The organism is Saccharopolyspora sp. NPDC050642 (assembly GCF_040654735.1).
GTDB classification, from domain to species: domain Bacteria; phylum Actinomycetota; class Actinomycetes; order Mycobacteriales; family Pseudonocardiaceae; genus Saccharopolyspora; species Saccharopolyspora elongata.
This window is the reverse complement of the sequence record NZ_JBFAIN010000006.1, coordinates 138,852-151,261: the sequence shown is the minus strand read 5'-3', so window position 1 is coordinate 151,261 and position 12,410 is coordinate 138,852. Positions and strand designations below refer to the sequence as shown.

13 protein-coding genes are annotated in these 12,410 nt (G+C 72.0%); 9 read left to right on the top strand and 4 right to left on the bottom strand.

Annotated elements, in window-relative coordinates; genetic code table 11:
- Positions 1-624, bottom strand: coding sequence for a hypothetical protein (locus tag AB0H93_RS12935; protein WP_132487793.1), 624 nt, complete (start codon positions 622-624; stop codon positions 1-3).
- A 290-nt stretch (positions 625-914) separates the two neighbouring features.
- Between AB0H93_RS12935 and AB0H93_RS12930 the strand changes: the two genes are divergently transcribed.
- The 9 genes from AB0H93_RS12930 (at position 915) to AB0H93_RS12890 (ending at position 9,034) form a co-directional block, all read left to right on the top strand.
- Complete coding sequence (locus AB0H93_RS12930) at positions 915-1,862, top strand: zinc-binding dehydrogenase (protein WP_358571733.1); 948 nt, start codon at positions 915-917, stop codon at positions 1,860-1,862.
- Positions 1,863-2,226: 364 nt separating this feature from the next.
- On the top strand, positions 2,227-3,654 hold the full coding sequence (locus AB0H93_RS12925; protein ID WP_358571731.1) for a carboxyl transferase domain-containing protein: 1,428 nt from the start codon (positions 2,227-2,229) through the stop codon (positions 3,652-3,654).
- 41 nt (positions 3,655-3,695) lie between these two features.
- On the top strand, positions 3,696-4,421 hold the full coding sequence (locus tag AB0H93_RS12920; RefSeq protein ID WP_358571978.1) for an alpha/beta fold hydrolase: 726 nt from the start codon (positions 3,696-3,698) through the stop codon (positions 4,419-4,421).
- 158 nt (positions 4,422-4,579) lie between these two features.
- Positions 4,580-4,789 carry a DUF5988 family protein gene (locus tag AB0H93_RS12915; RefSeq protein WP_358571729.1) on the top strand — a complete coding sequence of 70 codons (210 nt, stop codon included), beginning with the start codon at positions 4,580-4,582 and terminating at the stop codon, positions 4,787-4,789.
- Positions 4,786-5,121, top strand: a complete 336-nt coding sequence (locus tag AB0H93_RS12910) for a hypothetical protein (protein WP_358571727.1) — start codon at positions 4,786-4,788, stop codon at positions 5,119-5,121. The genes AB0H93_RS12915 and AB0H93_RS12910 overlap by 4 nt, the downstream gene beginning before the upstream one ends.
- A 328-nt stretch (positions 5,122-5,449) precedes the next feature.
- Positions 5,450-6,409 (top strand): iron-siderophore ABC transporter substrate-binding protein, encoded by a 960-nt coding sequence (locus AB0H93_RS12905; protein ID WP_358571725.1) that lies wholly within the window; start codon positions 5,450-5,452, stop codon positions 6,407-6,409.
- 5 nt (positions 6,410-6,414) lie between these two features.
- The gene (locus AB0H93_RS12900) at positions 6,415-7,428 is read left to right on the top strand and encodes an iron chelate uptake ABC transporter family permease subunit (RefSeq protein WP_358571723.1); all 1,014 of its coding nucleotides are present in this window, start codon (positions 6,415-6,417) and stop codon (positions 7,426-7,428) included.
- Entirely contained in the window at positions 7,425-8,450 is a 1,026-nt protein-coding gene (locus AB0H93_RS12895; RefSeq protein ID WP_358571721.1) for an iron chelate uptake ABC transporter family permease subunit, read from the top strand. Before AB0H93_RS12900 ends, AB0H93_RS12895 begins: the two co-directional genes overlap by 4 nt.
- Positions 8,447-9,034, top strand: coding sequence for an MSMEG_1061 family FMN-dependent PPOX-type flavoprotein (locus AB0H93_RS12890; RefSeq protein WP_358571719.1), 588 nt, complete (start codon positions 8,447-8,449; stop codon positions 9,032-9,034). Before AB0H93_RS12895 ends, AB0H93_RS12890 begins: the two co-directional genes overlap by 4 nt.
- Positions 9,035-9,042: 8 nt before the next feature.
- On the opposite strand, the gene AB0H93_RS12885 is transcribed toward AB0H93_RS12890, so the two are convergent.
- From AB0H93_RS12885 to AB0H93_RS12875, 3 genes are read right to left on the bottom strand one after another with little or no spacing between them, the layout of a single operon-like run.
- Positions 9,043-10,389, bottom strand: a complete 1,347-nt coding sequence (locus tag AB0H93_RS12885) for a serine hydrolase domain-containing protein (protein WP_358571717.1) — start codon at positions 10,387-10,389, stop codon at positions 9,043-9,045.
- The gene (locus tag AB0H93_RS12880; protein WP_358571715.1) at positions 10,386-11,402 is read right to left on the bottom strand and encodes an oligopeptide/dipeptide ABC transporter ATP-binding protein; all 1,017 of its coding nucleotides are present in this window, start codon (positions 11,400-11,402) and stop codon (positions 10,386-10,388) included. The genes AB0H93_RS12885 and AB0H93_RS12880 overlap by 4 nt, the downstream gene beginning before the upstream one ends.
- Complete coding sequence (locus tag AB0H93_RS12875) at positions 11,399-12,409, bottom strand: ABC transporter ATP-binding protein (protein WP_358571713.1); 1,011 nt, start codon at positions 12,407-12,409, stop codon at positions 11,399-11,401. Before AB0H93_RS12875 ends, AB0H93_RS12880 begins: the two co-directional genes overlap by 4 nt.
- Position 12,410: the final 1 nt, after the last annotated feature.

Here is a 12,410-nt window from a genome sequence, read left to right as displayed (position 1 = left end):
TCAGCCGAGGCTGGTGTTGTACAGACCCGTCAGGGTGATCTCGGTGAGGCCTTCCGGGGAGTCGCACTTCGCCGGGTCGATCCGGCCGATGGTGTTGTTCTCGATGATGTGGCCCTTGAGCTCGCCTTCGGTGACCCGGCCCACCGACCGCTCGATGATGACGTCCCCGGCGATCTGGAACGTGCTCACGAACTCCATCACGCTGGTGCGCTCGGACTGGTCATGGGTGGTCCAGCGCACGCGGTCCTTCACCCACACGATCGCGGACTCGCAGTCGCCCTTGCCCTTGACCTCGACCTCGTGGGCCTTCGTGCCGGTGATCGGCAGGGTGGAGACGCACCGCCCGCTGTGCCCGCCCTCGACGTAGCTGAAGGTGATCTCCTGCTCGGTCCGCTTGAGGCCCGGCGTGATCTTCAGCGTCGCGGTTCCGCTGCACGATTCGCCGTGCACCGGTTCGTCGACGTTCGCCGCGGACAGCGCGGTCGGCCCGCTCGAGACCACCAGCGTTCCGGCGGCCAGCAGACCGGCGGAGAGGCTCGCCAACACCCACTTGCCCCGACGGCCGATCAGCGGCGCGGCTTTCTCGTTCGGCCGGGGCGCGTTGCTGGGGGTCTGGGCCTTCATGGGAGGGGCTCCTTCCGGGGTGAATGCGGGAGATCCGCCCCATTTCTAAGCCACCCAAGACGGTTTCTCGACCGATCATGCCCGATCGAGAAGGCAGCTCACTCGTCTTCGTTGTCCTGCCCGGAAGGGCGATTACGGTTCGCAATGATGATGCCGAGATCGCTTCATATATTGTTGCGGCGCAATGGTTTTCAGCCTTTCGATGAGGTGATCAGTTCTGGTGCGCCCGGCGGGGGGCCGTGTGGTAGTCCTGGGTGGTCCGTGATCGCAGCAGAGCGCTTGGAGATGCGGTGCGCGCCATCCAGATTTCCCGGTACGGCGGGCCGGAAGTGCTCGTACAGGAAGAAGTGCCGGATCCGGCATCCGGCAGCGGTGCGGTGGCCATCCGGGTCAGCGCCGCCGGCGTCAACTACATGGACACCATGTGCACGGCGAATTCCTACCTCAAGCCGGTCGAGCTGCCCTACGTCCCGGGCGGTGAGGTGGTCGGTCGCACCGCCGACGGGCGGCGCGTCCTCGCCATGATGGACGGCGGCGGGTACGCCGAGCTGGTCGTCACGTCCTCCCCGTTCGTCGCCGAGGTCCCGGACGGCGTGGACGACCACCAGGCCGTCGCGCTCGGCGTCCAGGGCCTGTCGGCCTGGCACCTGCTGCGCACCTGCGCGCGGATCGTCCCCGGTGAGTCGGTGGTGGTGAACGCGGCCGCGGGCGGGGTGGGATCGCTGCTGGTCCAGCTGGCGAAGCTGTTCGGGGCGGGCCGCGTGGTGGCCGCGGCGTCGAGCCCCGACAAGCGGGCCTTCGCGATGGCCGTCGGCGCCGACGTCGCCGTGGACGGCGCGGCCGCGGGGTATCGCGACCGGGTCGTCGAGGCCAACGCCGGGCGTCCGGCGGACATCATCTTCGACGCCACCGGCGGGGCGGTCTTCGACGCGGCGCTGGACGCGCTCGCGCCGCTCGGGCGGATCGTCACCTACGGCGTGGCGTCCCACGTGCTGCCCGCCCCGATCGCGACGGCGCAGGTCATCGAGCGCACCGTTGCGGTCGGCGGGTTCTGGCTGCCGCAGGTGATCTCGTTGCCCGGGAGGTACCGGGAGCCGCTGGCCGAGCTGTTCGCCCTCACCGCCGCCGGCCGGCTGCGCCCGGCGATCGGCGGCGTGTACCCGCTCGGCGAGGCGCGGCGGGCGCACGAGGACATGCTCGGCCGGCGGACGCGCGGCAAGCTCGTGCTGGAACCGTGACGCCGCTGCCCACCATCGTGCGGGTGCCGACCCCATCGGTGGTGGTGGACCGATTTCCCGGTGGCGCGAACGCGTTCCGGCGCCTCGCGGTAGTCGCGATTCCGGACGCGGGCCGCCGCAGACGATCTCGGCACGGGATTTCCTGTTGCGGTGAAGAGGTTTTTCCTTTCGCCACGGCTCGCGGGCTTGCCCGCATTCGCACGGCGAGGCGGTGCCCGATGCCCGAAGATGGGGCGGGCGCCGATCACCTCGCGAAGTCCGGTGCGGTTCCGGTGGAAACCGCGCGTTCTGCTCGTGCCTCGCCGGAAGCCCCCGGCGGCAGGACTGATCGGGTCTTCGAACCGCAGAAGCCGGGAGGTTGACGTTGACTGCCACCGCCGCACCGCGGCTGATCGCCGAACGAGCCCCGGATCCCCGCCTGCCGGTCGCGCGGCTGGCGCTGCTGCTCGACAGCGATTCCGCCACCCCGCTGCACCCGCCGGACGACAGCGGGGTGGCCGCGGTGGCGGGGCGGATCGACGGTGCCCGGATGATCGCGTACTGCACGGACGCCACCAGGATGGGCGGCGCGCTGGGTGCGGACGGGGCGCGGCGCATCGTCGATGCCGTCGACCGCGCCGTCCGGGACCGGTGCCCGGTGATCGGGCTGTGGCATTCCGGCGGCGCGAAGCTCGCCGAGGGCGTGGAGTCGATGGACGGCGTAGGCCAGATGTTCGCCGCGATGATCCGCGCTTCCGGTCGGGTGCCGCAGATCTCGGTCGTGCTCGGGCCCGCAGCCGGAGCCGCGGCGTACGGGCCGGCGCTGACCGATGTGGTGATCATGGCGGCCGACGGGCGGCTGTTCGTCACCGGGCCGGACGTGGTGCGCAGCGTCACCGGTGAGCAGGTCGACATGGCCGGGCTCGGCGGTCCCGCGGCGCACGGGCAGAAGTCGGGCGTCGCGCACGTGCTCGCCGACTCGGAGGCGGACGCCTACACCAGGGCTCGCCGGATCACCGGCCTGCTCGCCCAGCAGGGCGCCTTCGACCTGCGTGCGGTGGCGGAGCGCAAGGATCTGCGGGCGTTGCTGCCGGCTGCCGCCAACCGCGCCTACGACGTGCACCCGCTGGTGCGCGAGATCCTCGATGCCGCCAGCGGTTTCGACGAGTTGCAGCAGAAGTGGGCGCCCAACGTGGTCACCGGCCTGGGCCGGCTCGGCGGGCGGACCGTGGGCGTCGTCGCGAACAACCCGTTGCGCAAGGGCGGCTGCCTTGATTCGTCATCGGCGGAGAAGGCGGCCAGGTTCGTGCGGATGTGCGACTCGTTCGGCGTGCAGCTGCTGGTCATCGTCGACGTGCCCGGCTACCTGCCCGGCGTGGACCAGGAATGGGCCGGCGTGGTGCGCCGCGGCGCCAAGTTGCTCTACGCCTTCGCCGAATCCGTGGTGCCGCGGGTGACGCTGGTGACCCGGAAGGCATATGGCGGCGCCTACATCGCGATGAATTCCCGAGCGCTGGGCGCGAGCGCGGTGTTCGCCTGGCCGGAGGCCGAAGTCGCGGTCATGGGCACCGAGGCGGCGGTGGGTATCCTGCACCGCAAGAAACTGTCCGCAGTGGACGATGACGACCTGCGGATGGCGCTGCGGGCCGAGCTCGTCGACGAGCACGAGCGCCTCGCCGGCGGCGTCGGCCGTGCGCTTGACATCGGCGTGGTGGACGAGGTGATCGATCCCGCGGACACCCGGCGCCGGGTCGCCGCCGCGCTCGCCGAGGCCGCCGCCGGCCGCGGCCACCACGGCAACATTCCGCTGTGACCGGAGGAAGAACGGTGACTGTTCCAGCACGCGGCGGCCAGATGTGGATCCGCCGCTTCCACCCTGCGCCCGACGCCGGGGTCCGCCTGGTCGCGCTGCCGCACGCGGGCGGCTCGGCCAGCTTCTACTTCCCGCTGTCCCGCGCGCTCGCGCCGCGGGTCGAGGTGCTGTCGGTGCAGTACCCCGGCCGCCAGGACCGGCTGGCGGAGCGCTGCATCGACGACATCGGTGAGCTCGCGGACCGGCTCGCCGCCGAGCTGCGGCCGTGGGCGGATCGCCCGCTGGCGCTCTTCGGCCACAGCATGGGCGCGGCGGTGGGCTTCGAGGTGGCGCGCCGCATGGAGGTCGCGCCGATCCGGCTGATCGCGTCCGGCCGCCGCGCACCGTCGACGCACCGGGACGAGTGGGTGCACCTGAGCGATGACGAGGGGCTCGTCGCGGACCTGCGGAAGCTGAGCGGGACCGCTGCCGACGTGCTCGGCGACGAGGAGCTGCTGCGCATGATCCTGCCCGCGGTTCGCAGCGACTACCGAGCGGCCGAGACCTACCAGGGCGAGCCCGGGGCGAAGGTGGCCTGCCCGGTCACGGTGCTGCTCGGCGACGACGACCCGAAGGTCACCCTGGCGGAAGCCGAAGCCTGGCGGGAGCACACCGACGCCGAAGTGGACCTGCGGGTCTTCCCCGGTGGGCACTTCTACCTGGTCGAGCACCAGGCGGAGGTGCTCGCGGTGCTCGACGAGCGGCTGAAGGTGCCCGATTCCGTGTGAACCCCTTGCGCGCCGGCCCGGGCCGGCGCGCCCACAGGTGTGAAAATGCCGCTCAATTATTGAGAAACCTCGTCCAAGTGGACAGACTTTGTTGCGGGACAACATCTTTGAGTAAGTTTGCATCGGTGATCTGCTCGGTTCGGCAGGAGGAGACCGACGTGTCTGGTGATGGGGAAGTCATCCTGGAAGGCGGCCCGGTCGGGATCCCGACCCAGGTGACGGCCGCGGAGGTGGATCTGGCCGAGCGGATCAAGATCCGGCGGTGGAACGGGTACGACCACTTCGAGCGGACCGCGGACTATCGCGCGGTCGGCGACTCGAACCTCCCGGTGTTCCGCTGGGCGTACCGGACGCAGGTCGCGGAATGACGGGCTCGGACGGGCTCGACGGCCTCTTCGAGGTGCGCATCGGGGATCGCGACCTCGGCATGTTCACCAGTTGCGCGGGCCTGGAAACCGGAACCGGCGTCGTCGTCCTCAGCCGCCCGCAGGCCGGCCGCGCCGCGGCGATGTCGGACTGGCTGCGCAGCCGCCCGGAGAAGTCGATCGGCGAGATCACGATGCTCGGCCCGGAACGCGCGCCGCTGGCTTGCTGGTCGCTGGCGGGAGTCAAGCCCGTGCAATGGACCGGTCGCGGGCCCGGCGCGCCGTTCGAGACGCTCGAACTGTCCTGCGCGGACCTGACCCGGATCATCTGGTGACCCGCGCCTGACGTCGACCGCAGTTTCAATTGAAACTGCGAACTGGACGCTCGAAGAGTGGCGATTGCGCCCACCGCTGGTAGCCGGGTCCGAGGCGTGCGGCTGCACAGCATTCTGCAACGACCCCTGAGCCCGGCACCGGATTCCACTGTGGAGTCCGGTGCCGGGCTTGTCGTCCCGGCCGCCCGGTGTGACCGACGTCGTCCCCGGCCGCGCCGAGGGTGCTGGACTCGACCCAGTCGGATTAGTTAGGTTAGGCGTACTTAACCACTCTGATTGGGGCTTGATGCGGTTCTCTGGGCGTCGGGGTCGCGGAGCGCTCGCGGCGATGCTGTTGGTGCTGGTGGCGGCGCTCGCCGGGTGCGGTGGGCCGGAGCCCGGGAAGGGGCCGGTGGCGGGGGACGGGCAGTTCCCGGTGACCGTTCCGACCGCGTTCGGTGACGTCACGATCCCGGAGCGCCCGCAGCGGGTCGTGGCCCTGGGCTGGGGCGACGCGGAGGTCGCCCTGACGCTCGGCGTGCAGCCGGTCGGCGCGGCGGACTGGCTTCCGATCGGCGGGGACGGCGTTCCGCCGTGGCTGCCCGCGGACAAGAGGTACGCGACGCCGCCCACGATGCTCGGCACCATGGAAGTCGACATGGAGGCCGTGGCCGCGCTGGAACCGGATCTGATCCTGGACATCCGCGCCAGCGGCGAGCGGGACCGCCACGACCTGCTGGCCGGGCTGGGCGTGCCGGTGGTGAGCATCCCGGCCGGCGGGCAGGCGTACCGGACGAACTGGGACCAGCAGCTCGACATGATCGGCAAGGCCCTCGGCAGGACCGCGGAGGCGCAGCAGGTCCACGCGGACGTCGAGGCGAAGTTCCGCGACGCCGCGGCCGCGCACCCGGAGTTCGCGGGCAAGACCGTGGTCGTCGGCTCCAAGATGGTCGGCTCCTACGGCGCCTACGTCAACGGCGGTTCCCGCGTCGAGCTCATGGAGCGCCTCGGCTTCGTCCAGTCGCCGCAGGTGCAGGCCCAGGCCGGGGAGAGCTTCTCGGTCTCCATCTCGCCGGAGCGGATGGACCTGCTCAACGCGGACCTCGTGCTGATGTCGCCGATCGGCGTGAGCGCGGACGACATCTCCGGCGATCCGCTGTTCCGGTCGGTGCCCGCGGTCCAGGCGGGGCACGCGGTCGTGCTCTCCGACGAGGAGATCTCGCACGCCTTCTCCAGCGGCACCCCGCTCGGCCTGGTCCGCGCGGTGGACGAGGTCGTCCCGCTGGTCGCGCAGGCGCTGGCGCGCTGAGCGCCGTGGGTTCGGTGCGGCGCGGGACGCGTCCCGGTCTCGTCCTCGGGGTGATCGCGGCGGTTCTGGTGCTAGCGGCCTTCGCGAGCATCATGGTGGGCGCCAAGGGGCTCGCGCCCGCTGTGGTGCTGGACGCGCTGCTGCACCCGCGCCCGGGCGATCCCGACCACCTGATCATCTGGCAGGTGCGCGTTCCGCGGACGATCGTGGGGCTGCTCGCGGGCGCGGCGCTCGGGCTGGCCGGCGCGATCATCCAGGGCGTGACCCGGAACCCGTTGGCGGACCCGGGAATCATGGGCGTCAACGCCGGTGCGTCGTTGTGCATCGTGCTGGCGATCAGCGTGCTCGGCTTGCAGTCGGTGGCCGGGTACGTGTGGTTCGGCTTCCTCGGCGCGATCCTCGCATCGGTCCTGGTCTACGGGGTGAGCATGCTGGGCGGGGAGGGCAGCACGCCGCTGCGGATCGCGCTGTCCGGGGCGGCGTGCACCGCCGCGTTCGGCTCGCTGACCACCGGCGTCCTCGTCACCGACAACGTGACCTTCGAGCAGTTCCGGTTCTGGCAGGTGGGTTCGCTGTGGGGCCGGGCCTCGGACTCCGCTTGGCAGGCGTTGCCGTTCCTCGCGGCCGGTTTCGTGCTCGCCTTCGCGTGCACCCGAGTCCTCAATGGACTTTCGTTGGGCGACGATGTGGCCCGATCGCTGGGGCACAACGTGGTGGTCGGCCGCGTGACCTGCGCGGCGGCGGTCGTGGTGCTGTGCGGCTCCGCGACCGCGATAGCCGGCCCGATCGCTTTCGTCGGCCTGATCGTCCCGCACGCCGCGCGGCTGCTGACCGGCCCCGACCACCGCTGGCTGCTGCCGTTCTCGATGCTGCTGGCCCCGTTGCTGCTGGTGGTGGCCGACATCGTAGGGCGCGTGGTCGCGCCGCCGGGCGAGGTGCAGGTCGGCGTCGTCACGGCGATCATCGGGGCGCCGGTGTTCATCCACCTCGTCCGGCGCCGCAAGCTGGTGGCCGTATGACGACGCTGGTCGCGGCGCGCCGCCGCAACGGCCTCCGCTACGCGGTCGTCCTCACGGGGCTCACCGCCGCCGTGGTCGCCGTCCTGATCTTCGCCCTGTGCTTCGGCCGGTATCCGATCGGCGTGCCCGACGTGGTCGCGACGTTGTTCGGCCAGGGCACGCCGAGAACGGACTACGTGGTGCTGCGGCTGCGGATGCCGCGCGCCCTGACGGGCCTGCTGGTCGGGGCGGCGCTCGGGCTGGCCGGCTCGATCTTCCAGCACATCCTGCGGAATCCGCTGGCCAGTCCGGACGTGATCGGCGTGACGGCCGGTTCGAGCCTGGCCGCCCTGCTGTGCATCACCGTGTTCGGGGCGTCGGGTTTCGTGCTGCCGACGGCGGCGCTGGCCGGCGGGCTGGCCACGGCCGGGCTGATCTACCTGCTCGCGTGGCGGCGCGGCATCACCGGTCACCGGCTGGCGCTGGTCGGCATCGGCGTCGCGGCGGTCCTGTCGAGCATCGTCTCGTACCTGATCACGCGCAGCGACACCGAAATCGCGACGATCGCCCTGTTCTGGCTGACCGGCAGCCTCAACGGCGTCGGCTGGGCCGAGGCCGCCACCGCGGCGGCGTTCCTGGCCGTGCTGGTGCCGGTCGCGCTGGTGCTCGGTCGCGTGCTGGCCGCCCTGCAGCTCGGCGACGAGGTCGCCCGGGGGCTGGGGCTGCGGGTCGAGTGGTGCCGCCTCGGGCTGCTGGCGGTGGCCGTGGCGCTGGCCGGCGTCGCGACCGCGGTGGCCGGTCCGGTTGCCTTCGTGGCGTTCGTGTCCGGGCCGATCTCGGTGCGCCTGCTGCGGACCGGCCGACCGAGCCTGCTCCCGGCGGCGATGACCGGCGCGCTCGTGACCCTCGGCGCGGATCTCGTGGCGCAGCACCTCTTCTCCGGCGCCGTGCTGCAGCTCCCGGTGGGCGTGGTCACCGGGGCCGTCGGCGCCCCCTACCTGCTCTACCTGCTGGCCGTCGCGAATCGAAGGGCACGCGCATGACGACGTGGAATCCGGGCCAGGCCGAGCTGGTGACGTCGGAGGCGGCGCTGCGCGAAGTGGTGGAGCCGCCGGCACCGGCGATCGCGGCCAAGGGCATCGCCGGGATCGACGAGCTCAGCAGGGATTTCATCGCAGCCGCAAGGCTGTTCTTCCTCGCGACCACCGCCGCGGACGGCAGCGTCGACCTGTCGCCCCGCGGCGACGCGGCGGGCAGCGTGCTGCTGTTCGACGACGACCGGACGCTGGCCTTCGCCGACCGCAACGGGAACCGGCGCCTCGACAGCTTCCGCAACATCCTCCAGCATCCCCGCGTGGGCATGCTGTTCGTGGTGCCGGGCGTCGACCACGTCCTGCGGGTCAACGGCCGCGCGACGATCGTGCGTTCCGCCCCGTTCTTCGCCGAGTTCGCCGCTCGCGGCGTCGAACCCGCGCTGGCGGTGGTCGTCGAGGTGGACGAGCTGTTCGTGCACTGCGGCCGGGCGTTCCTGCGGTCCGGGGCCTGGGATCCGGAGAGCTGGCCCGTGCCGGCTTCGCTGCCGACTTCGGGCCAGCTGTTCAAGAGCCAGCTCGCCAGCGCCTCCTGATCACCGCGTCAGCCGTCGACCCGGGGCGCCAGCCGGTCGCGCAGGCGCAGTCCGCTGATCGCGCCGGAGTCGTCCCGGCAGACGTCGATGGTCGTGCCGCGTTCGCTCGCCGGCTCGATGATCACCAGCCGGTCCTGCCCGCACCAGGCGACCTGCTCGATCGACGGCGGCTCCAGGTAGTACCTGCCCGGCCGGGGCGTCGGGCGGTGGATGCGCACTGCGGCGCGCCCGTCGGGGCGCGGGCTGAGTTCGAGGCGGTAGAAGGACGCGTCGAAACTGCCCGCCAGCCCGGCGGCGTCGGCCGGTGCGTCGCCGGGTTCTGCGGGCGGCGCCTCGGAGGCGATGCCGACCAGTTCTCGCAGCAGCGCGGCGCGCACCTCCCGGTTCACCTGCTCGCCCGACGTGCCGTTGGTCAGCAGCACGAAGCCGACTCCCCGTTCGGGGACCAGGCACAGCTGGGTGCAGTACCCGATGGTCAGCCCGCCGTGGTAGGCCAGCCGCACGCCGTCGACGTCGTCCAGCCGCCAGATCAGCCCGATCCGCTCGGTCGCGCCGCTGCGCTCGCGTTGCGGGACGAACGGCTCCGCCGGGGTCTTCCCGGCGAGGTGGTAGCGGGCGTAGTCGAGCATGTCGCTCACGGACGACACCAGCCCGCCGCCGGGCACGTCCCAGCCGGGCAGCTGCCAGCCGCGCTGCCAGCCCGCGGTCCGGGCCACCTCGGGCCCGGCGTCGCTGCGGTGCGGGGCGGCCACCCGGTGGGTGATCGCCTCGTCCGCGGTGGTGCAGGTGTGCCGCATCCCGGCCGGTTCCAGCACTTCGCTGCGGACCAGCTCCGCGTACCGCCGGCCGGTGACGACCTCCAGCAGCCGCGCGGCGACGATCAGCCCGGCGTTGCTGTAGGAGTAGTTCGTGCCGGGGACGAACATCAGCGGCAGCCCGGCGATGTGCGCGACGCCGGTGGCGATCGAGTCGTCCGCGCCGTCGGCGAGCAGTCGGGGCCCGTTGAGGATCAGGTGATCGCCGAACAGGCCGGAGGAGTGGGTGAGCAGGTGCCGGACGGTGATCCGGCGGTCCAGCCCCGCGCCCGGCAGGCGGTCGGCCACCAGGTCGTCCAGGCCCAGCCGCCCGGCGTCGGCCTGCGCGGCCAGCATCGTGCCGACGAACGTCTTGGACACCGAGCCGATCTGGAACAGCGTGTGCTCGTCGACCGGCAACGGATGGTCCACATTGGTCACGCCGAAGCCGAGGCGGTGGCTGCCGTCCGGGGTGAGCACGCCGACGCCGACGCCGGGCACCGCCCAGCGCCGCATCAGCGGCGGGATCATCCCGGTCAGCAGTCCGGCAATGTCGGTCATGCGTTCGCACCGTCCTCTGCGGGCAGTTGGAGTTCCTCGCCGGGGCGTACCGGGAAGAAGCAGGAAACCGTCCGTCGACCGGACTCGTCGGCGATCAGGGCGGGCGCCTCCCGCGCGCACCGAGCCTGGGCCCGGGGGCAGCGCGGGTGGAAGGCGCAGCCGGTCGGCGGGTTCAGCGCCGACGGCACGTCCCCGGCGAGCACCACCCGCTGCCGCCGCGCTTCGGCGTCCGGATCGGGCAGCGGGATGGCCGACAGCAGGGACGCGGTGTACGGGTGGGCCGCGCTCGCGAAGAACTCCGCCCGGTCGGCGACCTCCACCACCTTGCCCAGGTACATCACCGCCACCCGGTCGCACAGGTGCTTGACCACCGACAGGTCGTGCGTGATGAACACGTAGGTGAGGCCGAGTTCGCGCTGGAGTTCCTTGAGCAGCTTGAGGATCTGCGCCTGGATCGACACGTCCAGCGCGGATACCGGCTCGTCGCAGACCACCACCCTGGGGCGCAGCGCGATGGCCCGGGCGATGCCCATCCGCTGGCGCTGCCCGCCGGAGAACTCGTGCGGGTACCGGTCGTAGTGGTCCGGGTGCAGCCCGACCATCTCCATCAGTTCGAGCACGCGCCGCCGCACGTCCGGCCGCCGGTGGATGCGCAGCGGCTCGGCGATGATCTCGCCGACGCTGAGGCGGGGGTTCACCGAGGACGACGGGTTCTGGAAGATCATCTGGATGTCGCGGCGCAGCCGGGCCAGTTCGGCGCCGCGCCGCGCGAAGATGTCCTCGCCCGCGAACCGCACCTCGCCGCTGGTCGGGGTGGCCAGCCGCAGCAGCAGCCGGGCGAGGGTGCTCTTGCCGCAGCCGGACTCGCCGACCAGGCCCAGCGTCTCGCCCTCCCGCACGCCGAGGTTCACCCCGTCGACGGCCTTGACCAGACCGCCCGTCCGGCGGAACAGCCCGCCCCGCACCGGGTAGTGCAAGGCGAGATCCCGGGTCTCCACCAGGTAGTCGTTCATCGGCCCGCCTCCGCGTCGTCCAGCGCGCCGGCCAGTTCCCGGAAGGCGGCCGCGGTGTGCACGCAGGCGGCCAGCCGGCCCTCGGCCTTGCGGTCCAGCGCCGGTTCGGTCCGGGTGCACCGGTCGTCGGCGAACCGGCACCGGGGCGCGAACCGGCAACCGGGCGGCGCGTCGGCGAGCGACGGGGGATGGCCGCCGATCGGCTCCGGCGGGACCTCGGAGTCCAGCCTGGGCACCGCGCGCAGCAGGGACCAGGTGTAGGGCATCAGCGGGTCCTGGAAGAGCTGCTTCGGCGTGCCGGACTCCACCGCCTTCCCGCCGTACATCACCAGCACGCGGTCGGCGATCTGGGAGACCACCCCGAGGTCGTGCGTGATCATGATGATGGACATGCCGTACGCCGACTTCAGCTGGCCGAGCAGCTCCAGGATCTGCGCCTGGATGGTGACGTCCAGCGCGGTGGTCGGCTCGTCCGCGATGAGGATCTTCGGCCGCCGGGCCAGCGCGACGGCGATCATGGCCCGCTGCCGCATGCCGCCGGAGAGCTGGTGCGGGTAGTCCCGGGCGCGGCGCTCCGGGCTGGGCATGCCGACCTCGTCCAGCGTCCGCACCGCCCGGCGCATCGCCTCCCCGCAGGAGACCCGCTCGTGGGTGCGGATCGCCTCGGCGATCTGGTCGCCGATGGTGAGCACCGGGTTCAGGCACGTGGTCGGGTCCTGGAAGATCATCGAGATCTCGTTGCCCCGGATCGACCGCAGCTCGCGCTCGGAGGCACCGAGCAGGTCGCGGCCCCGGAACCGGATCCGGCCGCCGGCGTAGTGGCAGGGCGGCGACGGGTTGAGCCGCATGATGGACATCGCGGTCACGCTCTTCCCGGAACCGGACTCGCCGACGATGCCGAGCGTTTCGCCCTCGTCGACGGTGAAGGAGACGCCGTCCACCGCGCGCACCACGCCGTCGGCGGTGCGGAAGTGCGCTTGCAGGTCCTCGACTTCCAGCAGGGGCATG

Bases quoted from the DNA above. Each gene is read 5' to 3' on its own strand.
- AB0H93_RS12935 (WP_132487793.1), bottom strand. From the start codon at position 624: ATGAAGGCCCAGACCCCCAGCAACGCGCCCCGGCCGAACGAGAAAGCC.
- AB0H93_RS12920 (WP_358571978.1), top strand. From the start codon at position 3,696: ATGTGGATCCGCCGCTTCCACCCTGCGCCCGACGCCGGGGTCCGCCTG.
- AB0H93_RS12910 (WP_358571727.1), top strand. From the start codon at position 4,786: ATGACGGGCTCGGACGGGCTCGACGGCCTCTTCGAGGTGCGCATCGGG.
- AB0H93_RS12905 (WP_358571725.1), top strand. From the start codon at position 5,450: ATGCTGTTGGTGCTGGTGGCGGCGCTCGCCGGGTGCGGTGGGCCGGAG.
- AB0H93_RS12895 (WP_358571721.1), top strand. From the start codon at position 7,425: ATGACGACGCTGGTCGCGGCGCGCCGCCGCAACGGCCTCCGCTACGCG.
- AB0H93_RS12890 (WP_358571719.1), top strand. From the start codon at position 8,447: ATGACGACGTGGAATCCGGGCCAGGCCGAGCTGGTGACGTCGGAGGCG.
- AB0H93_RS12885 (WP_358571717.1), bottom strand. From the start codon at position 10,389: ATGACCGACATTGCCGGACTGCTGACCGGGATGATCCCGCCGCTGATG.
- AB0H93_RS12880 (WP_358571715.1), bottom strand. From the start codon at position 11,402: ATGAACGACTACCTGGTGGAGACCCGGGATCTCGCCTTGCACTACCCG.
- AB0H93_RS12875 (WP_358571713.1), bottom strand. From the start codon at position 12,409: ATGCCCCTGCTGGAAGTCGAGGACCTGCAAGCGCACTTCCGCACCGCC.